The sequence below is a fragment of the Cellulophaga baltica 18 genome, assembly GCF_000468615.2.
GTDB classification, from domain to species: domain Bacteria; phylum Bacteroidota; class Bacteroidia; order Flavobacteriales; family Flavobacteriaceae; genus Cellulophaga; species Cellulophaga baltica.
On sequence record NZ_CP009976.1, the window covers coordinates 2,066,752 to 2,086,929 of the forward strand.

The window sequence follows — 20,178 nt, forward strand, 5'->3', positions numbered from 1 at the left end:
ATCTATTTTTCAAAGATAAAATATTATATTTTCGTTCTTGATGCGCGTCTTAAGAATATTAGCTTTTCCAATTTCACTGATCTATGCTGTAGTGGTATATGTTCGCAACTTCTTATTTGATATTGATTTTTTTAAATCTAAGAAGTATAAGACCCCAACTATTTGTGTGGGGAACTTAAGTGTTGGCGGAACTGGGAAAACACCTATGATAGAGTTTCTTTTGTCAACTTTAAAAACGGAACATAAAGTGGCTGTTTTAAGTAGGGGATATGGTCGAAAATCTAAAGGGTATCAAGTTTCTACTGAAATGGCTACGGTAGAGATTTTAGGAGATGAACCCTATCAAATTGCACAGAAATTTCCAGAAGTGCCAGTGGTTGTAGATGCAGATCGTCAACATGGAATAGTAGAACTTGAAAGGAGCATTGCACCAGATGTAATTTTGTTAGATGATGCTTTTCAGCACAGAAAAGTAACACCTTCGTTTTCTATGTTGCTTACGGCTTATGACAATAGGTACCAGAAAGATTGGTATCTGCCCACAGGAAGTCTCCGTGATAGTAAAAAAGAAGCCAAGAGGGCTAATTTAATAGTTGTTACTAAATGTCCCAAGGATCTGTCAAAAGCCACACAGGAAAATATAGTTGCAGAAATAGGGCCTGAGACAGGGCAAAAAGTCTTCTTTAGTTTCTTGCATTATAAAAATGAGCTAAAGGGCGGCAGCGAGAATATAGTGGTAACAGATTTAATAGATAAAAAAGTGACGCTTGTTACAGGTATTGCAAATCCGCAACCATTGTTGTCTTTTTTAGAATCTAAAGGAATTGTTGTAGAACATTTAAATTTTAGAGACCATCACTTTTTCTCTGAGTCTGAGATTGAAAACTTCAATTCGAAAGAATTTATTCTAACAACGGAAAAAGATTATGTAAGGCTAAAGGGAAAAGTTTCCAACTTACACTATATTGGTATTGAGCATCAATTTTTGAATGATGGAGCTTTGCGCATTAAAGAAACAATTAGTGCGCTACTTAACTAAGTGGTTTTGGATTAAAAACATGTTCTCCAATTTTCTGATAAAACACTTCTGGCTTAAAAGGTTTTGTAACAACATCATTACAGCCTGCGGCATAAAAGCTTTCTAAACTGTCATCTAAAGAAATTGCGGTTAATGCAATTATTGGCGTATGCTTATTAAATTTTCGAATGAGTATGGTAGCTTCTTCTCCGCTAATTCCAGGCATATGAATATCCATTAATATGGCATCATACTTAGTCTGAGAAACCATTTCTACGGCATCAGTACCGTTACTAGCAATTTCACAAGTCATTTCTTTCTTGATCAGCATTTTCTTCGTGATGACTTGATTAATTTTATTGTCTTCTACAATAAGTATGTGCAAACCTTTAAAGTCAAAATCTTGGGGAGCTATTACCGCTGTGGCTTCTTCCTCAGTAGTGTAACTCTTACTTTTCATATCCAACTCAAAGAAAAAAGAACTCCCTTTTCCTAATTCACTCTTTAAATCAATTTTACTATTAAATAACCCTAACAGACTTTTTACAATAGTTAGGCCAAGACCTGTGCCACCATATTCTCTATTTATTTGAATAGAACCTTGTTCAAAGCTCTCAAAAATATTGGTGATTTGATCATCAGAAATACCTATTCCAGTATCTCTTACTTCAAAGTATATGGTGACATCGTCATCACTCTTTCTAAGCAATCGGGTAATAACAGTAACGTCTCCTTTTTTGGTGAATTTTAATCCATTTCCTACTAGGTTTATTAGAATTTGAGAAATTTTCATAGAATCACTCAATAAACTTTTTGGAATATTTTCGTCGTAATCAAGCGAAATTTTGGTTTCGTTTTCTTTTGCGCTTTGTTGTAAGGAGCTGATGACTTCTGAAAGCACTTTCTTAAGACTAAATTCTGTATTGACAGGTTCTAATTTATCAGCGTCAATCTTATTTAATTGTAAGATGTCATTGATAAAGCTCAGTAAGTAATCTCCAGAAAATTTAAGCGCTTTTAAATGCTCCTGCTGGCTTTCGCTAGGATTTTCCTCTAGTAAGAGGTGAGTGAGCCCTGTAACAGCGTATAGAGGTGTTCTAAGTTCGTGACTTACTGTAGATAAGAAATTAGTTTTAGCTTCCATGGCTTTTACAGCGGCATCACGTGAGGCTTCTAATTCGTTATTTTTTGTCTGTAATAGATCGTTTGTTTTTACTTTAATTTGATTGTTGCGGTATAAGGATACGGCTAATAAAGAAATGATGGTTAAAAAGGCCGAGGTTAGTATCGCTGTTATTTCAGTTCTACTACTGGAGGCTTTTAATTGTTCATTTTCTTTGGTAAGGTTGGTAATGGTATTCTTTTGAGTTTCAAAATAAATATTATCTGCTTTCTTAGCTTCTGTCTTTACTTTGGTTTCGTTGTATATAGAATCTTTAATCTGAACAAGATTTTTATTGAACGCCAAGGCTTGTTCAAATTTAAATAGTTGTTCATTTGTAGCAGCTAAGTAACTATTAAGTTCTAAAATTTCATTGAAAAAGTTATTTTTCTTAGCGATGTCTAACCCTTGAAGTGCATATTCAATACCTTTTTCGAGTTCATTGGTTTTAGATTTTAATAAAGCTAATCCTAGAAACGCCCTTGAAGCAATATAATCTTTCTCGTTGGTATCATTATTGACAATGAGCGAGTTAAAATTTTTCTCGGCTTCCGTATACTTGGGGAGTTCTAAATATATAAATCCTTTGGCTAACAAAATGTGTAATGTTAGGTTTCTAACGTTAGTCATTTTATCGGCCTTATCTAACTCATGATTTGCTAGATAATATTTTTGCTCTTTCATTAAATGTAAAGCATCAATATACCTATGCGTGGCACTTCCGTAAGGGTATTCAGAGTCTTTCAACAATACATCTGCTCTTTGCCAAAGCTGTATGGATTGATCTATTTTATTAAGTTTTAAATAGAGTAGAGACAACTCATGATAGCAGTCGATAATTGTTTTTAAGTCCTCTAATTTTTCGGCCTTTTTCAAGGCTTTGTAAACAGACTCTAAAGAGAGATCTAATTTATCTTGGTTTTTATACGTTCTTGCCAATGCAAAGTAATCCTCCACTTCTTGGTATGTGGCGATAGAATCTTGGGAATATGTGGCTTGCCAAAAAAGCATGGCAAACACAAATAGCATTTTAAAATTGAAGTTGATATGTAGGTCTTTTATTTTCAAATGTACGATTTATCTTGCATCAATCTAATTAAATCTATTAATCTACTACTGTATCCTGTTTCATTATCATACCAACCGATAATTTTTACCATCTTACCAAGAACAGAAGTCATCAATGAATCAAACGTACAAGAGTAACAACTATTGTTAACATCGATAGAAACTATAGGGTCTTCTGTATAATAAAGAATATTTTTTAAAGAATTTTCAGAAACCTCTTTAAAAGCCTTATTTATTTCTTCGATGCTCGTTTCCTTTTTTACATTAAAGGTAATGTCTGTTAATGATCCATTAGCCACAGGTACACGTATTCCACAACCGCCAATAAGGCCATCTAATTCAGGGAATATTTTAGTAAGGGCCTTTGCTGCTCCTGTGGTGGTAGGTACAATAGATTGTCCTGCTGCTCGGGCTCTTCTTAAATCTCTATGCGGTTGATCATGTAAACTTTGATCAGTCGTATAAGAATGTATGGTAGTAATATAAGCCTGTTCTACCCCACACAAATCATTAATTATTTTTATCATCGGCGCGGCATTATTTGTCGTACACGATGCATTGGAAATAATTTGGTCCTCAGCGGTAAGTAAATGTTCGTTTACCCCCAAGACAATCATTTTAATATTTTCATCTTCTGGCGGTACTGATAAAATAACTTTTTTAGCACCATTATTCAAATGAGCATTTAAATGCTCTTTGGTTTTAAACTTTCCTGTAGCTTCAATAACAATATCTACCTGGTGTTTTTCCCAGTTTATGTTTTCTGGCAAAGGCTGATTTGAAATGTGAACCTTCTTGTTGTGGTCAACAGTAATCGTATTTGCTGTATGGGTTACAGAATAAGGAAATACCCCATGTATACTATCGTATTTTAGTAAGTGCGCTAAGGTTTCTGTATTTGCCAAATCATTAATAGCAACAACATTTAAATTAGGATGTGCTTGAAGCAGTCTAAAAAATGTGCGGCCAATTCTTCCAAAACCATTAATTCCTATATTAATTTGTTTCATAACTACAATACGCAATCTAGTTCATTTTGTAGTATATAAAAGAACCTAAAATGAGGCTAGATTTGGATCTAAATTTAGTGGATGTGTTTATGTGCTTTGTACGAAGACCTGACAAGGGCGCCACTTTCTACGTGTCTAAAGCCCATTTCTAATCCTATTTCTTCATATTTTTTAAATTGCTCCGGAGTGATAAACTCTTTTACTGGAAGATGTTTTTTACTCGGCTGCAAATATTGACCAATAGTAATGACGTCTACATTTACATCTCTTAAATCTCGCATGGTTTGAATAACTTCTTCTTCAAGTTCTCCAAGACCTAGCATAATTCCAGATTTTGTTCTGTTAATGCCGTTTGCGCGTAAATAGCGGAGCACCTCTAAACTACGTTCGTATTTAGCTTGTATTCTTACTTCTCTGGTTAATCTTTTAACCGTTTCCATATTATGGGAAACCACTTCAGGATTAACAGCTATGATACGATCTAGGTGTGTTTCAATGCCTTGGAAATCAGGAATCAACGTTTCAAGGGTTGTTTCTGGATTCATTCTGCGAATAGCTTTGACAGTTTCTGCCCAAATAATAGATCCCATATCTTTAATATCGTCCCTATCTACAGAAGTAATCACCGCATGCTTAATGCTCATTATTTTAATAGAACGTGCCACTTTTTCTGGCTCTTCCCAATCTACATCTTCTGGTCTACCAGTTTTAACACCGCAGAAACCACATGAGCGAGTACAAACATTTCCTAAAATCATGAAAGTAGCAGTTCCTTCTCCCCAGCATTCACCCATATTAGGGCAACTACCAGAAGTACAAATGGTGTGTAGATTGTATTTATCTACTAAACCTCGAAGCTGTGTATATTTTTTTCCTGTAGGAAGTTTTACGCGTAACCATTTCGGTTTTCCTTGTGGTGGTAAAACACTTTTTACTGCGCTATCGCTCATCGTCAATTTTTATGCAAATATACAAAGAATTTTAGGTTCTATTGTTTTTTGAAAGGGAGGTTGTATCGCTTATTTTGAATGTATCTAAATGCTGATCAGTTAAGATTTTGCTCCTTTTATGGCAGAGGCTAATAGTTTTTTAGCTCTTAAAAGTTTGACTTTTACATTGTTAATTGGCTCGTTGAGTAGTACTGCAATATCAGCATAACTTAACTCATTGAAGTATCTAAGATTGATTACTTTTTGATAATGTGGTTTTAAGCTTTTAATATGTTCTAGAAGCGTGGCTAGATTTTGCTGATTTATAAGTTGGTCTTCAGCGGAAGGACTATCGTCTAATACTTTCTTTATGGCATCAGCGCTACTGTCTGTTTTTTCTAGAATATTACGTTTGCTTTTTCGAATAAGATCTACGTGTATATTTTTAGAAATAGTAATTAGCCAAGTTTTAAACTGATAGCTTTCATCGTAGGTATTTATCTTGTCAAAGGCTTTGGAAAATGTTTGAATGGTAATATCTTCCGCATCATTTTCATTTTTGGTACGTTGCAATTGAAAACTATAGACATCATTCCAGAAAGAATCTAACAATAAACTAAAAGCAATCTGATTTCCTGCTTTAGCTTTTGCTATGGATTCTTGTAAGGTGTCCTTGGTTTTGTCCAAATTGGCTTATTAAGGAACATCAGTGAGTTTTTACTGAAGTTCTGGAGAAGTATCTTTTTTGCAATCTTGTTCACTTGGCAGCTTGCCACAGAAACCACATGCTTCTCCTTCTTTGTTTAAAAACGGACTTTGACTAGCGCAAGTTCCGGCAAATTCTCCATCTTTTTTTGACCATATTTTAATAGCAATCCCTGCAAAAGCAAGCGCTAATAATCCTATGGTTAATAAAACTAACTTCATGATAAAATATTTGTACAAAGGTACAAATATTTTATCTTTTGAATGTTTTAATGCAAAAAAATCAAGAGTTGTTAAAAGGTGATATTAGCTACTATATTTTCAACAGTAGGCGTTTCGTTGCTACCTTCGTTTTCTATAGTAATGTATCCTACCGCGTCTTCAGAATATGGAATAGCTAATAAGTTATCTTTAGAACCTGCATCTTTAAGAATGCCTAAGTTTAACATCTTTCCATTAACCTCTGCCCACATTTGTAAGTACTGGCCTTCCTCTAGATGAGGCAAGTTTTGTACATTAATGTATGATAATTTTTTTACAGGGTTTACATAAGCAACAGCCTTTAAATCTTTTGCTTTTTTGTTCCCTTTAAGTTTGTATTGTTTTGTATCCGGGTTATTTAATACAATAAATTGATTTCTTACATCTTCTAAACGTTCCTTCATATCAGCTTCTAAAAGCTTAATTTGATTGGTAACCATTGAATTTTCTTCCTGTAAGTTTAAATTCTGATTGTAGAAGAAATAAGATGCGGATGCAAATAATAGCGCAACAACACTTGCGGCAACTGCATAACTCATGAACTTTCTTCTCGTAGAGTTTTGAGCTTTAACTCTACTTAATATTTGTTCTTTTAAGCCTTCAGGAGCTTTTACGGCATACGATTTAGCAAATTCTTCTAAATTTTCTTGCAGCTCGTTGTATGTTTTTCTAACCTCTGGGTACATGGCAATATAGCGCTCTACTTGCAGCGTTTCTAAATCTGTTGTAGCTCCTAATAAATACTTTTCAAGAAGATCTGTATCTAAAAATAATTTAATTTTTTCTTTCATAATCTTATGCTATTAAGGTTAATAAAAATAGCAGTACTACAGGCTCAATATAGATCTTTCGTAATTCACGTAGCCCAATCTTTAATCGAGATTTAATTGTTCCTAGCGGAATGTCTAATTCCTCACTGGCTTCTTGTTGCGTCATTCCGTCAAAAAATAAAGCTTCAAGAACAATTTTATATTTCGAATCTATTTTTAAAAGATTCTCGCGCATGTCTATGAAATCAGGATTTAAACCTTCAATACCTACCTTATATACGTCAGAAACATCTAATTGGATTTCTTTGTCGGTTTTAGTTTTAGAACTTCTTAATTTATCTATGGCTGTATTTCTCGTGATCCTAAATAACCAAGTAAATAGTTTTGCCTTAGAAGGATCATAGCTATCTGCCTTTTTCCAGATTTTTACAAAACTTTCTTGTAAAACATCTTGCGCAAGCATTTCATCTTTTACAACTTTATAGGCTACACCATATAGGGTGTCACTATAATTCTCATAGAGAAGAGAAATAGCTTTTTCATTGCGTTCATGCAATAATTCAACAATATGGTTTTCGAGTAGTGCGCTCATGAAAAAGTTAAGGTTAAAAAAAATATAGTTTCAAAAAATCTAAATCCAGTTTTACTACGTAATTAATATGTAACGAAAAATTTTACAATTGATTGTTACACAATAAATTTTGAATAATAGAATAAGTTTACGACTGGTTATCGTAAGCTTAATTTTTGGTTAGTTTGGTTTGGTATAACCCTGATATTTATTATCAGGGTTATTTTTTTTAAACGATATTAACTTCTGGCAAGATACGAATATTGAATTTTGCATAAACAGTATCTATAATTTTGTGGGCTAAATCTACTATTTCTTTTCCAGTTGCTGTACCGTAATTTACTAAAACTAATGCTTGATTCTTGTGAACACCAGCATCACCGTACCTTTTTCCTTTAAATCCACTTTGCTCTATAAGCCAACCTGCGGGTATTTTGTAGTTTTCTTCTGACAGCTTGTAGAATGGGGCTTCTGGGTGCTTCTCAATAAAGTGAAGAAAATCAATTTTATTTATAATTGGATTTTTGAAAAAACTTCCGCTATTTCCTAATTCAGCAGGGTCAGGTAGTTTACTTTTTCTAATTGCAATTACGGCATTAGAAATATCTTTAATGGTGGGTGTTGTAATACCCATATGTTGTAACTCTTGATCGATAGATCCATAAGATGTGTTTAGAACATGATCTTTCTTGGATAATTTTAAATTTACCGATGTTATAATGTATTTTCCTTTTCCTTCATTCTTGAAAAAAGATTCTCGATATCCAAAATTACAGGTTTCTTTATTAAAGATTTTAAGTTTCTGAGTAGCTATTTCCATCGCTTCACAAGATTCAAACGTGTCTTTTAATTCAACACCATAGGCTCCAATATTTTGAATCGGAGAGGTCCCTGTGTTTCCGGGAATAAGAGACATGTTTTCTAAACCACCATAATTTTGGTCTAAAGTCCACAATACTAACTCATGCCAATTTTCTCCAGCCATCACATTGATTATGACATCATGATCTGTTTCTGAAACTATTTTAATTCCCTTGAGATTTAAATGTAGTACTAAAGCATCTATATCTTTGGTTAATAGCATATTGCTACCTCCGCTAATTACAAATTTATTAGGGTATTCTTCTAATTTTAGTACAGATTCTAATGCTGTTAGAGTCGTAATTTCATAAAAAAAACGAGCCTTAGCGTCAATGCCAAACGTGTTATAAGGTTTTAGCGATACATTGTTTTTAATCTTCATTTAGACGATATTCTTTTAATGCTTGTTCTAAAATACAAATGGCCCTTTTCAGCGTTTCTTTGTCTAGAACGTATGCAATTCTAATTTGGTTTTTTCCTAAACCTTCTGTGGCATAAAAGCCCGCGGCAGGGGCAACCATTACTGTTTCGTTAGCGATATTAAAATGTTCCAACATCCACTGTGCAAAAGTATCAGAATCTTTAATAGGAAGCTCAACAATGCAATAAAAAGCTCCTTGAGGAGAAATGACTTTAACTCCTGAAATTTTATTTAGCCCTTGTATAAGGGTGTCTCTACGTAAAACATATTCGGCGATTACTTCATCAAAATATTCTTGAGGAGTATCCAAAGCCGCTTCACTCGCAATTTGTGCATAAGAAGGCGGTGAGAGTCTGGCTTGCATGAACTTTAGTATGGTATTTTTTAAAGTTTTATTTTTTGTAATAACACAACCTATACGGGCTCCGCACATGCTGTATCTTTTAGATACAGAATCTATTACAATACAATGGTCATCAATATTTTTCTCTTTCAACGCAGAATAATGCTCCTTTCCATCATACACAAATTCACGATACACTTCATCTACAATAAAAAATAGATCATGCTTTTTTACAAGATGCGCTAATTGTTTTATTTCCTCTTCACTATATAAGTATCCCGTAGGGTTATTGGGGTTGCAAATTAAAATGGCTTTGGTCTTGGCGGTAATTGCGTTCTCAAAATCGGCTATACTAGGAAGTGCAAATCCGGTTTCTATTTTAGAAACAATAGGTACCACGTTTACACCAAATGCAATAGAAAAACTGTTGTAGTTGGCATAAAAAGGTTCTGGAACAATAATTTCATCATCCGTATCTGCAATACTACCTATGACAAAAGATAATCCTTCAGATGCTCCTGTAGTTACTAAGATATCTTCTGCAGTGATCTCAATGCCGTGCTTTAAATAATAAGTGGCAAGTTTAGTTCTATAACTGTCATTACCTTCTGTCTTACTGTAGCTAAGAGTGGTAATAGCATTTTTTTTCACAGCATCTAAGGCAACTTGTGGAGTCTTAATATCTGGTTGACCTATGTTCAGGTGAATCACATTAATACCTCTTTTCTTGGCAGCTTCTGCAAATGGAACCAATTTGCGGATAGGAGACTCTGGCATTGATAGGCCCTTGGTGGAGATATTAGGCATCGGTGTATTTTTTTTGCAAAAATGGGAAATCAATAGGTACAAAGCAATAGAATAAATTTAATTTACAAAGCATCAGATTATTGTTAATATATTATGTTCTAATTGATTAAAAGTGTAAATTATAGCGTAATAATTATCAAATAACTAAAATTGAGGCAATTTGTTAATCATTTTTTAATTCTTGTTTTGGTTCTTCCGTTTTTTTGCTTTTCGCAGAAATTTCAAATGGAAGAAGGGAAGCGGGTTCAGAAAATGAAGTTTCAGTTAATTAATAATGTTATTATTATTCCCGTTGAAGTAAATGGTAGTTCGCTATCATTTATTTTAGATTCAGGAGTTAGTACGCCTATTCTTTTTAATTTAACGGGTCAAGATTCTATCCAGATTAATGATGTTACGGAGGTTAAAATTAAGGGGCTAGGAGCTGCGCACTCCATCTTAGCTTTGAGTTCTAAAGGAAACGCTTTTCGTTTAAGGGATATACAAAATACCCAACAAGATCTCTTTGTGGTACTAGACAAGGATATTAATTTCTCTACTACTTTTGGTATTCCTATACATGGTATTATCGGTTATGATTTGTTTAGAGATTTTGTGGTTGATATTAATTATGGAAAGCAAATTATAAAATTTTATGATCCAGAAAAATATGTCCCCAAGTTAAGTAAACACCATCAGGTGCTACCTTTGGATATACATAAAAAAAGGGCGTACATAGCCGCACATGTATTTTTTAATGATACGATTCAGACAGCAGTTAGATTATTAGTAGACACAGGAAGTTCTGATGCCATATGGCTTTTTGAGGATCAAGAGAAAGGAATAGGTGTTCCCCTTCTAAATTATGAAGCTTTTTTAGGAAAAGGATTAAATGGTGAAATATTTGGAAAAAGAACCATGGTAGAAGGTTTTAGGTTGGGTAGTAGTGAATTGCATGGTGCTAAAGTTGCTTTTCCAAAAATGGAAACTTTTAACTCAATTAATGATTTGGGAGATAGGAATGGTAGTATAGGGGGAGAGGTGCTTAAGAGATTTAATATGGTGTTTAATTATCCTAAAGGGGAAATTATCTTAAAGGAAAATAGCTATTTTAAAAAGCCTTTTAAATATAATATGAGTGGCATAGAACTAATACATGCAGGTATGCGCTATGTAGCAGATCAGATTACCGATGGAAAAGGAGTTTTGAAAAGTGAAGAGAAAGAAAATTCATTTGGCGATGTTCAGATATTATTCGAAGGAACAACGAGGCTCAGTTTGGTGCCGGAAATTGTAGTCTCTGCTATACGTATAGGAAGCCCTGCTCATGAAGCGGGCTTACAGGAAGGAGATTTGTTGTTATCGGTAAACGGAAAAAGCGTTCATAGATATAAATTGCAAGAAGTGCTTGAGTTTTTAAATGAACGAGAAGGTAAAAAAATTAAATTAGTGATAGAGCGTGCTAATCGAGATGTGCAGTTATCTTTTGTACTTAAAAAGCTATTCAAATAAAAAAGCCTAACACAGAGTGTTAGGCTTAAATTTTTTAAGTTGAAGTGAAAAACTATTGAACAACAGTTTCTTTAACCTCTCCTTTTATCTTTAACACAACAGTTGGTGTAGCTGCGTTAGAAATAACAGTAATTGCTTTTCTAATAGCGCCAACTCTATTGGTGTCATATTTTACTTGAATTTCACCTGTTTTACCTGGTAAAATAGGATCTTTTGGACTTTTTGGGATAGTACATCCACAACTAGAGCTAACTTTGCTAATAATTAATGGAGCATCTCCAGTATTTGTGAATAAAAACACACGATTTCCATCAGAACCTTTTTCAATAGTACCGTAATCTACAGTATCTGATTTAAAGTCGATTTTAGCTGCTTTGTCTTGTGCGTTTAGGCTAATTCCTAATAGACCAATAAATAAAATTAGTACAATTTTTTTCATCATTTTTAGTTTTGGGTGAGATTCAAATGTAACTATTTTGATATGAACCTCAAAATTCTTTTGTTATCTGATAACGTTACTTATTTTTGTTTCGTATTTCAAGAAGTCTAAATCTTATTTTTTAACATTTGCCGGGTTCTTCTAGAAGATACATATCACTTAAAACAAAAATTATACCAAAATATGGAAATAGCGTCAAAATACGAATCTCAGAAAGTAGAAAAACATTGGTATGATTACTGGATGAGCAATGGTTATTTTCATTCTACACCAGATGAAAGAGAGCCATATACCATAGTAATACCTCCGCCAAACGTAACGGGAGTGCTACATATGGGACATATGCTTAACAATACAATTCAAGATGTATTAATAAGAAGAGCTAGATTAATGGGTAAAAATGCCTGTTGGGTGCCAGGAACAGACCATGCTTCGATTGCTACAGAAGCAAAAGTAGTTGCTAAATTAAAGGAACAAGGGATTGATAAAGCTGATTTAACGCGTGAAGAATTTTTGAAACATGCTTGGGATTGGACGGATGAATATGGTGGAGTTATTTTAGAACAACTTAAAAAATTAGGATGCTCTTGTGATTGGGATCGTACAAAGTTTACATTGGATGACAACATGTCTGCATCAGTGATAAAAGTTTTTGTCGATTTATTTGAAAAAGGATTGATTTACCGTGGGTTTAGAATGGTAAACTGGGATCCAGAAGCGCAAACTACTCTTTCAGATGAAGAGGTAATCCATGAAGAAAAGCAAGGGTTACTATATTATTTAGAATATCAAATAGAAGGCTCTGATGAAAAAGTTACTATTGCCACAACAAGACCAGAGACCATTTTAGGAGATACCGCTATCTGTATTAATCCTACTGATGAACGCTACATGCATTTAAAAGGGAAAAAAGCCATCGTGCCACTAAGTGGTAGAGCTATTCCTATTATTGAAGATGAGTATGTGGATATAGAATTTGGAACGGGATGTTTAAAAGTTACTCCTGCTCATGATGTTAATGATAAAACCTTAGGAGAAAAACATAATTTAGAAGTAATAGATATTTTTAATGCGAATGCTACTTTAAATCATCACGGTTTACACTATGAAGGTAAAGATCGTTTTGTAGTGCGTAAAGAAATTTCTAAAGAGTTAGAAGAAAAAGGCTTTTTAGTTAAGACAGAAACGCATTTAAATAAAGTAGGGACCTCAGAAAGAACTAAAGCCGTTATAGAACCACGATTATCGGATCAATGGTTCTTGAAAATGGAAAAGCTTGCGGAACCAGCAATTAAAGCTGTTTTAGAAACAGGAGATGTAAAATTGTTCCCTAAGAAATTTGAAAATACGTACCGTCATTGGATGGAAAATGTTCGTGATTGGAATATTTCTAGACAACTTTGGTGGGGACAGCAGATTCCTGCTTACTATTATGGAGAAGGCGCAGACGATTTTGTAGTTGCAGAGCGTAAGGAGGAGGCGCTTGAAAAAGCGATTGCAAAGACCGGAAACAAAGCGCTATCTGCAGCAGATCTTAAGCAAGATGAGGATGCTTTAGATACCTGGTTTTCTTCTTGGTTATGGCCAATTAGTGTTTTTAACGGTATTCTAGAACCAGAGAATAAAGAAATAGAATATTATTATCCAACAAATGATTTAGTAACGGGGCCAGATATTTTATTTTTCTGGGTGGCTCGTATGATTGTTTCTGGATATGAATATAGAGATGAAAAACCATTTCAGAATGTTTATTTAACAGGCTTAGTTCGTGATAAGCAACGAAGAAAAATGTCTAAATCATTAGGGAATTCTCCTGATGCTTTAGGGCTGATTAATGAATATGGTGCAGATGGTGTTCGTGTTGGATTGTTACTAAGTGCAGCCGCAGGTAATGATTTGATGTTTGACGAAGCACTTTGCCAACAAGGTAAAAACTTTGCTAACAAAATTTGGAACGGTTTCCGATTGGTACAAGGTTGGGAAGTGGCCGATTTGCCGCAGCCAGAAGCTTCCAAACTAGGATTAGAATGGTATAATGCTAAGTTTAATCAAACACTTTTAGAAATAGAAGATCATTTTAGCAAGTATCGTATTTCAGATGCGCTAATGGCGATTTATAAATTAGTTTGGGATGATTATAGTTCTTGGTTGTTAGAAATAGTTAAGCCAGCATACCAACAACCAATAGATAAAACTACGTTTGATGCGGTAATTGTAATTTTTGAAAATAATTTAAAACTATTACATCCATTCATGCCATTCTTAACAGAAGAAATATGGCAGCATATTGCAGAGAGAACACCAGAAGAAGCTTTGGTAATTGCAAAATGGCCTGAGGCAACAGCTATTGATGAAGCTTTAATATCAGGATTTGATTTTGCTGCTGAGGTTATTGCAGGAGTGAGAACTATTAGAAAACAAAAGAATATTCCGATGAAGGAGTATTTAGAGCTTTCTGTATTGAATGAAGGTGCAATTGCCAAAGATTGGGATGCAGTGATTACTAAATTAACTAATGTTTCTGAAATTTCGTATGTTGCTGAGGCTGTAGACGGCGCATTGTCTTTTCGTGTGAAAAGTAATGAGTATTTTATTCCCATTAGTGGCGCTATTGATGTTGACGCAGAAATTAAAAAAATAGAAGAAGAGTTAAAGTATACAAAAGGCTTTTTAAAATCTGTTGAAAAGAAATTGTCTAATGAGCGCTTTGTGAGCAATGCACCTGAGCAAGTTATTGAAGTAGAGCATAAGAAAAAGGCTGATGCAGAAGCAAAAATAGAAACCCTTGAGAAAAGTTTAGCAAGTTTAAAATAATTAATCAATAAAATAAATAATGAAAATAGTAGCCGTAGGGAAAAATTATGTAAATGAGTTGAGTGAAATGCCTTCAGAGAAGGTACTACCAATTGTTTTTACGAAACCAGATACCACCCTTCTAGAAAATAATGAAGATTTAGTTCTTCCTAGTTTTTCAGATGATGTGTGGTTTGAGGCAGAGTTAGCTTTTAGAATAGGTAAAAAGTGTAAAGCTGCAACTGCAGAAAATGCTTTAGATTTTATAGATGCGGTAACTTTGTCTAATGATTTAACGGCAAAAGATGTTTTGGCAAGCAGTAGAGAAACTAAAGGTCCTTGGGCATTAGCGAAAGGTTTTGATGGTGCTACACCTATCGCTCCTTTTTACCCAATAGCTGATTTTCCAGATGTGACGGCTATTAATTTTTCTTATGAGGTAAATGGTGTTGAAGTGCAGAGAGGAAATAGTTCGCATATGATTACTAATTTGGTAGACTTTGTGGTGTATGTTTCTTCCATAATGACACTAAATCCAGGGGATATATTATTAACAGGTACGCCTCCAAAAGGTGTTGGCAAAGTTAATTCTGGAGATGTGATGATTGGTTACTTAGAAGGAAAAAAGGTTTTAGAGACAAAAGTTAAATAGTTTTTTTTGCAGTGTAAATGTTTGAGGTAGCATTTGGTTTTTTTGTAAGCGATATACTACATAGTCAAATATGACGTTAGTTTCTTACCAACCAAATTTTATCATATGGATTTAACACAGCGTCTCGCATTTTGTAAGAAGTGCGAAAAAAGAACTTTTGACCCCAATAAGGGGATCGTTTGTTCTCTAAGTCAAAGAAAGCCAGATTTTATTTCAAATTGTACAGATTTTATCATTGATCCAAAAGAGGCCTCAAAAATTGCAGCGAAATCATATGCCGCTCAATCTGTGCCTCAAGAAGAATCAAGCTCCAATCCCATTTGGGGAATTATAGGAGTTATTTTAATTGTGATTAAATTACTTTTCTACTTCGGAAGAAATTAATTCGTTATTAAAAAATAGAGTAATACTCCATTTGTATCGATACAGGTATAAATGGAGTTTTTTTATGGCATAGCTGGATACTTTATTTATAGCGTGTACTCTTTTCTTTCATTAGCTATATTGTTTGATCTTTTAACGTTAGTGCTTTAGTATTCAGAGGTATCTTTTTTTTAAGGGTGTTTGTTTTTAACTGTACATTTGCAGCATCAAAATCATTGAACAATAGTAGTAGTAGTATGGATTCTGAAAATGAAAAGGAAATAACGGGTAGCAATGATACTCATGTAAGTATGGAAGAAATAGATGTGTGTATTTCTATTTTAGATAAACTTGGTGAAAACGCGTTCCAAGTATTAGCACTTCCAGAGGAGAAACGTGTTGCACTGCTTAAAGCTGCGGGGCTTTTATCACGGCCAAATCGTCATGAGTTTAAGCAGCGCAAAAAAGATGCGGCGAAAGCAGCTAAGCGTAAAATGATCGAACGCGATAAGCATGCTCGTAAAGAAACAGGAATTCGTAGCGCTAGAGAGTCTGTAGTTTTTAAAGCTCCAATTTTGCTAGAAGCAGCAAAATTAGGAGACTTAGAAGAAAGAGAGTTAGAATCTCCACGCAATTGTTATGTGTGTAAAACGGTATATACTAAACTGCATCATTTTTATGATACCATGTGTCAAGATTGTGGTGATTTTAATTATGCCAAACGTTATCAAACGGCAGACCTTACAGATCAAGTAGCTATTGTTACGGGATCGCGTTTAAAAATAGGATATCACATTACGCTAATTTTACTGCGTGCGGGTGCAACGGTTGTTGCTACTACACGTTTTCCTGTAGATTCTGCCTTACGTTTTTCTAAAGAAGATGATTTTTCTAAATGGGGCCATCGCCTTAAAATACACGGTTTAGATTTACGTCATATTCCGAGTGTGGAGATCTTCTGTAATTTCATAGAACAACAATATAGTCGTTTAGACATCTTGATAAACAATGCCGCTCAAACTGTACGCAGGCCAGCAGGTTTTTATCAGCATTTAATGAAAAATGAGGAAATGCCTGTAGATGCTTTGCCAAAAGCAGCCAAAGAAGTTTTAGCAGATCATCTGTATTGTTTAGATGAGTTAAATGCATTGGGTAAAAATACATCTAGTCAACAAAATGATACCTTACCCGTAACATGGCATGCTCCAGAACCAGGAATAGGTATTCGCGCATCTGCTAAATTATCTCAAATACCGTATAGTTTTGATAATTCTTTAGCAACAAAAGAGGTGTTTCCAGAGGGCGAATTGGATGCAGATTTACAGCAAGTAGATTTACGTAAAACAAACAGTTGGCGTTTAAAATTAGGAGAGATAGAAACTCCTGAGATGATAGAAGTACAGTTGGTAAATGCTGTGGCTCCTTTTGTATTGTGTAACCGCCTTTCTAGGCTTATGCGTCAAGAGAATACCGGTAAAAAGCATATTATCAATGTTTCTGCGATGGAAGGTAAGTTTCATCGTTTTTATAAAGAAGATAGGCATCCACATACCAATATGGCAAAAGCAGCTTTAAACATGATGACCCATACTTCTGCATTAGATTTTGCAACCGATGGCGTTTTTATGAATGCTGTAGATACTGGTTGGGTAACCGATGAGGATCCTGCAGAATTGTCTAAAAAGAAACAAGAAGTTCATGATTTTCAACCGCCATTAGATATTGTAGATGGTGCTGCTCGTGTATTAGACCCTTTAATAGATGGTATTAATACTGGAAAGCACTGGTGTGGTAAATTCCTAAAAGACTATAGGCCTATTGATTGGTAGCCAAACGCAGTTGCTTTTTAGTGTGTACATCTTTTAGTAATGTGGCTAAGGCGGCAATGATGACTATATTTTTGAATATGTACTGTCCTAATAAGGTAGGGGCAAAGCTCGTATTTGAAAAAATGATTTCAGGGGCAATAAATAAAGGTGTAAATGTGAAAAACATATGTACTAAGGCCAATACTAATATTGCTTTTTTATGAAAATTTAGAAGCAAGCAGATGCCTACAAAAGTTTCCCATAGGGCAAGAAGAAGTAGGGCTGTTTTTTCAGGGATTAAATGCAAGGTGATGCTATTAATGGTTTGAATAGCAAGATCTTCAGCCGGACTTAGAGATGAAAAAAATTTAAGGGCACCAAAAAAAAGGTAGACCAATCCTATTGAAATAGCTAGAAAATTTAATGCTTTTATCTTTGCAGATACAGTAGTGAAAATAGCTTTCATACTTTATAAGGTTTGGTTGGTTTAAAATTAAAAACCAACCAATAGGGGTAGGTTGGCTTTTAATAGGGCACTAATAATTTTTTTTTTGAAATTCAATTAACTCAGTCACTAAAGTACCGTTTATAGTTGTAGTAATAGATTAATGATAAGTCAAAAAGATTAATGAAAGGTTAATACGATTAATAAAGTAGTAGCGAGGCGGTTTATTTTTGATTTTTACCTTACATTGTTGCTGTGTTATTTAGAAGAAAAATATATATTATTGTATTTGTTATTTCTGTACTTGGGCTATTCATAGTACAATATCAATATTTAAAAATTGGATTAAACCTAGCAAAGGTTCAATTTGACAAAAATATATTGGCTTCAAGTAATCATATAAAAAAGGAACTAGCAACAGAAAATGAATTAACCTTTCTCTTAGGGAAGTCTATTACGAAAGATGGTTCTTATTTTAGCTTAAGTATAGATAGTGTACAAGATGCCTCAAGTCATTTTTTAAATGATTTTTTGATAGATAGACTAGCAGCCCAAGGTATCACCTCAGATTTTACATATCAGTTAGTGTCTAGAGATTCTGCCTATTATTTATATTCTCCAAAACGATTTGAGAAAGACGATACTCTTTTAAATTACCCATTAGAATTGGAAGGATATTTACCGAAACTAATAGGAGAAAAGCTTTTTTTAGAATTGCAATTTAAAGATATGAACACCTTTTTTTTATATCAGCTAAACGGACTAACGATTCCTAGTCTAGTTTTTATGTTGGCTATTATTTTTGTAGTCGTTTGGGTTTTAAAATCTTTCTATTGGCAGCGTAAAATTATTACCACTACCAACGAATTCATTAATAATTTAACACATGAGTTAAAGACGCCCGTATTTTCAATAGGCTTAGCGACTAAACTTTTAGAAGAACAAGGTGTAGCAGAGCAAAAACCAGTTTTAAAGCTTGTTAGGGCGCAAGTAGATAGATTAAAGAGTCATATAGATAAAGTATTAGATTTGGCAAAGCTAGAGGAGCGTAAGCAAGTTTATACGATGGTCTCGATAGATTTTTTTTCAAACCTAAAACAGGTTTGCGATGAATTTGAGGCAATAGCCCTTTTAGAGAATGTTCAGTTTAAGTACAACTTAGAAGAAGGGTCTTATGTACTTAGGGCAGAATCTTCGCATCTAGAGAATGCCGTTAATAATATCTTAGATAATGCGAAGAAATATTCTAAGGATTCAGAAATTTATCTAAAAGCTTTTATTAAAAATAAAAAACTTTTTATTCGTATTGAAGATAATGGTGAAGGAATCTCGGTAAAAGAGCAGCGGTATATTTTTCAAAAATACTATCGCGTCTTTGATGAAAATCTGCATAAGGTGAAGGGGTATGGTCTTGGTTTGAGTTACGTTAAAAACGTTATTAAGAACCATGGAGGTAAAATAACATTACAAAGCGAATTAGGAAAAGGAACAATAGTAGTAATTGAATTACCAGTGGCTCATGATGCAACCAGATAAATATGCTATTCTATTAGTTGAAGATGATGAATCTTTAGGATACCTTCTTTCAGAGTACCTTAAAATGAAAAATTTTCTAGTTACCTGGGTCAAGTCTGGATTGGAAGCAATTGCGATAATTGAAACAGATGTATTTCAGTTAGCTATTCTAGATGTAATGATGCCTGAAATGGACGGGTATACTTTAGCTTCAAAAATGAAGAGCCAATTCCCTGAATTGCCTTTTTTGTTTTTAACGGCAAGGTCCTTAAAAATTGATGTTCTCAAAGGCTTTTCATTAGGTGCCGTAGATTATTTAAAAAAACCAATTGACGAAGAAGAATTAGTGGTTCGTATCAATGTGCTACTAGATCGTTTAGTGCCAAAAGAAAACTTGGTACAAGAGTCTAATATGTTATTAAGCATCGGTGGCTATAAATTTGATGTTATCAATCAGCAATTGAAATACCAAGAAACCTTAATAAAATTAACCAGTAGGGAAGCGGAGTTGTTGCAATTATTAGTAGAAAACAAAAATCAATTATGTTCCCATAAAGATATCCTTGTGAGGCTTTGGGGTAAAAATGATTATTTTAATCGTAAGAGCTTAAATGTATTTGTATCGCACCTTCGCAAATATCTAAGTCACGATAGCGCTATAAAGTTAGATAATATTCACAGAAAAGGATTTATACTTGTAGTAAAAGAGTAGTAATCTGTGATTGGTTTCGTTGTTGTTATGGTTG

At 34.0% G+C, this 20,178-nt stretch carries 19 protein-coding genes; 8 read left to right on the forward strand and 11 right to left on the reverse strand.

Annotated features, from left to right (window positions below):
• Positions 1-40: 40 nt before the first annotated feature.
• Positions 41-1,039: a tetraacyldisaccharide 4'-kinase gene (gene lpxK / locus M666_RS08835; protein ID WP_029446997.1), complete on the forward strand. Its 999-nt coding sequence runs from the start codon at positions 41-43 to the stop codon at positions 1,037-1,039.
• Here the strand turns inward: lpxK and M666_RS08840 are convergent.
• The 9 genes from M666_RS08840 to M666_RS08880 all read right to left on the reverse strand — a co-directional run bounded on the left by M666_RS08840 (position 1,032) and on the right by M666_RS08880 (position 9,926).
• On the reverse strand, positions 1,032-3,248 hold the full coding sequence (locus tag M666_RS08840) for a tetratricopeptide repeat-containing hybrid sensor histidine kinase/response regulator (protein ID WP_316932439.1): 2,217 nt from the start codon (positions 3,246-3,248) through the stop codon (positions 1,032-1,034). The genes lpxK and M666_RS08840 overlap by 8 nt on opposite strands.
• The gene (gene gap, locus M666_RS08845; RefSeq protein WP_025615789.1) at positions 3,245-4,258 is read right to left on the reverse strand and encodes a type I glyceraldehyde-3-phosphate dehydrogenase; all 1,014 of its coding nucleotides are present in this window, start codon (positions 4,256-4,258) and stop codon (positions 3,245-3,247) included. The genes M666_RS08840 and gap overlap by 4 nt, the downstream gene beginning before the upstream one ends.
• Before the next feature lie 74 nt (positions 4,259-4,332).
• Complete coding sequence (gene lipA, locus M666_RS08850) at positions 4,333-5,208, reverse strand: lipoyl synthase (protein ID WP_024481624.1); 876 nt, start codon at positions 5,206-5,208, stop codon at positions 4,333-4,335.
• A gap of 99 nt (positions 5,209-5,307) precedes the next feature.
• Positions 5,308-5,874 (reverse strand): RNA polymerase sigma factor, encoded by a 567-nt coding sequence (locus tag M666_RS08855; protein ID WP_024481623.1) that lies wholly within the window; start codon positions 5,872-5,874, stop codon positions 5,308-5,310.
• Between the two features lie 30 nt (positions 5,875-5,904).
• Positions 5,905-6,114, reverse strand: coding sequence for a hypothetical protein (locus M666_RS08860; protein WP_029446995.1), 210 nt, complete (start codon positions 6,112-6,114; stop codon positions 5,905-5,907).
• Between the two features lie 71 nt (positions 6,115-6,185).
• Complete coding sequence (locus M666_RS08865) at positions 6,186-6,944, reverse strand: anti-sigma factor domain-containing protein (protein WP_024481621.1); 759 nt, start codon at positions 6,942-6,944, stop codon at positions 6,186-6,188.
• Positions 6,945-6,948: 4 nt separating this feature from the next.
• Positions 6,949-7,515: an RNA polymerase sigma factor gene (locus M666_RS08870; RefSeq protein WP_024481620.1), complete on the reverse strand. Its 567-nt coding sequence runs from the start codon at positions 7,513-7,515 to the stop codon at positions 6,949-6,951.
• A gap of 208 nt (positions 7,516-7,723) precedes the next feature.
• Complete coding sequence (murB, locus tag M666_RS08875) at positions 7,724-8,737, reverse strand: UDP-N-acetylmuramate dehydrogenase (RefSeq protein WP_029446994.1); 1,014 nt, start codon at positions 8,735-8,737, stop codon at positions 7,724-7,726.
• A complete protein-coding gene (locus tag M666_RS08880) occupies positions 8,727-9,926 on the reverse strand; it encodes a pyridoxal phosphate-dependent aminotransferase (RefSeq protein WP_029446993.1) in 1,200 nt (399 codons plus the stop codon). Before M666_RS08880 ends, murB begins: the two co-directional genes overlap by 11 nt.
• Before the next feature lie 252 nt (positions 9,927-10,178).
• Between M666_RS08880 and M666_RS08885 the strand changes: the two genes are divergently transcribed.
• Positions 10,179-11,417: a PDZ domain-containing protein gene (locus tag M666_RS08885; RefSeq protein ID WP_226989966.1), complete on the forward strand. Its 1,239-nt coding sequence runs from the start codon at positions 10,179-10,181 to the stop codon at positions 11,415-11,417.
• A gap of 52 nt (positions 11,418-11,469) precedes the next feature.
• Here M666_RS08885 and M666_RS08890 read toward each other — a convergent pair whose 3' ends face one another.
• A complete protein-coding gene (locus M666_RS08890; RefSeq protein ID WP_081688274.1) occupies positions 11,470-11,859 on the reverse strand; it encodes a DUF1573 domain-containing protein in 390 nt (129 codons plus the stop codon).
• Between the two features lie 180 nt (positions 11,860-12,039).
• Between M666_RS08890 and M666_RS08895 the strand changes: the two genes are divergently transcribed.
• From M666_RS08895 to M666_RS08910, 4 genes are all read left to right on the forward strand, one after another.
• Entirely contained in the window at positions 12,040-14,670 is a 2,631-nt protein-coding gene (locus M666_RS08895; protein WP_029446991.1) for a valine--tRNA ligase, read from the forward strand.
• A gap of 19 nt (positions 14,671-14,689) precedes the next feature.
• Positions 14,690-15,301, forward strand: coding sequence for a fumarylacetoacetate hydrolase family protein (locus tag M666_RS08900; RefSeq protein ID WP_029446990.1), 612 nt, complete (start codon positions 14,690-14,692; stop codon positions 15,299-15,301).
• A gap of 105 nt (positions 15,302-15,406) precedes the next feature.
• The gene (locus M666_RS08905; RefSeq protein WP_029446989.1) at positions 15,407-15,685 is read left to right on the forward strand and encodes a hypothetical protein; all 279 of its coding nucleotides are present in this window, start codon (positions 15,407-15,409) and stop codon (positions 15,683-15,685) included.
• Positions 15,686-15,975: 290 nt separating this feature from the next.
• Complete coding sequence (locus M666_RS08910) at positions 15,976-17,493, forward strand: SDR family NAD(P)-dependent oxidoreductase (RefSeq protein WP_369798391.1); 1,518 nt, start codon at positions 15,976-15,978, stop codon at positions 17,491-17,493.
• On the opposite strand, the gene M666_RS08915 is transcribed toward M666_RS08910, so the two are convergent.
• A complete protein-coding gene (locus tag M666_RS08915) occupies positions 17,480-17,938 on the reverse strand; it encodes a hypothetical protein (protein ID WP_051333201.1) in 459 nt (152 codons plus the stop codon). The genes M666_RS08910 and M666_RS08915 overlap by 14 nt on opposite strands.
• A 234-nt stretch (positions 17,939-18,172) precedes the next feature.
• On the opposite strand from M666_RS08915, the gene M666_RS08920 reads away from it, so the two are divergent.
• Positions 18,173-19,453 (forward strand): sensor histidine kinase, encoded by a 1,281-nt coding sequence (locus M666_RS08920; RefSeq protein ID WP_029446988.1) that lies wholly within the window; start codon positions 18,173-18,175, stop codon positions 19,451-19,453.
• A complete protein-coding gene (locus tag M666_RS08925; RefSeq protein WP_039325512.1) occupies positions 19,437-20,144 on the forward strand; it encodes a response regulator transcription factor in 708 nt (235 codons plus the stop codon). The genes M666_RS08920 and M666_RS08925 overlap by 17 nt, the downstream gene beginning before the upstream one ends.
• Positions 20,145-20,178 lie beyond the last annotated feature (34 nt).

Bases quoted from the DNA above. Each gene is read 5' to 3' on its own strand.
- lpxK (WP_029446997.1), top strand. From the start codon at position 41: ATGCGCGTCTTAAGAATATTAGCTTTTCCAATTTCACTGATCTATGCT.
- gap (WP_025615789.1), bottom strand. From the start codon at position 4,258: ATGAAACAAATTAATATAGGAATTAATGGTTTTGGAAGAATTGGCCGC.
- lipA (WP_024481624.1), bottom strand. From the start codon at position 5,208: ATGAGCGATAGCGCAGTAAAAAGTGTTTTACCACCACAAGGAAAACCG.
- M666_RS08860 (WP_029446995.1), bottom strand. From the start codon at position 6,114: ATGAAGTTAGTTTTATTAACCATAGGATTATTAGCGCTTGCTTTTGCA.
- M666_RS08865 (WP_024481621.1), bottom strand. From the start codon at position 6,944: ATGAAAGAAAAAATTAAATTATTTTTAGATACAGATCTTCTTGAAAAG.
- M666_RS08870 (WP_024481620.1), bottom strand. From the start codon at position 7,515: ATGAGCGCACTACTCGAAAACCATATTGTTGAATTATTGCATGAACGC.
- murB (WP_029446994.1), bottom strand. From the start codon at position 8,737: ATGAAGATTAAAAACAATGTATCGCTAAAACCTTATAACACGTTTGGC.
- M666_RS08880 (WP_029446993.1), bottom strand. From the start codon at position 9,926: ATGCCTAATATCTCCACCAAGGGCCTATCAATGCCAGAGTCTCCTATC.
- M666_RS08885 (WP_226989966.1), top strand. From the start codon at position 10,179: ATGAAGTTTCAGTTAATTAATAATGTTATTATTATTCCCGTTGAAGTA.
- M666_RS08890 (WP_081688274.1), bottom strand. From the start codon at position 11,859: ATGATGAAAAAAATTGTACTAATTTTATTTATTGGTCTATTAGGAATT.
- M666_RS08895 (WP_029446991.1), top strand. From the start codon at position 12,040: ATGGAAATAGCGTCAAAATACGAATCTCAGAAAGTAGAAAAACATTGG.
- M666_RS08900 (WP_029446990.1), top strand. From the start codon at position 14,690: ATGAAAATAGTAGCCGTAGGGAAAAATTATGTAAATGAGTTGAGTGAA.
- M666_RS08905 (WP_029446989.1), top strand. From the start codon at position 15,407: ATGGATTTAACACAGCGTCTCGCATTTTGTAAGAAGTGCGAAAAAAGA.
- M666_RS08910 (WP_369798391.1), top strand. From the start codon at position 15,976: ATGGAAGAAATAGATGTGTGTATTTCTATTTTAGATAAACTTGGTGAA.
- M666_RS08915 (WP_051333201.1), bottom strand. From the start codon at position 17,938: ATGAAAGCTATTTTCACTACTGTATCTGCAAAGATAAAAGCATTAAAT.
- M666_RS08925 (WP_039325512.1), top strand. From the start codon at position 19,437: ATGATGCAACCAGATAAATATGCTATTCTATTAGTTGAAGATGATGAA.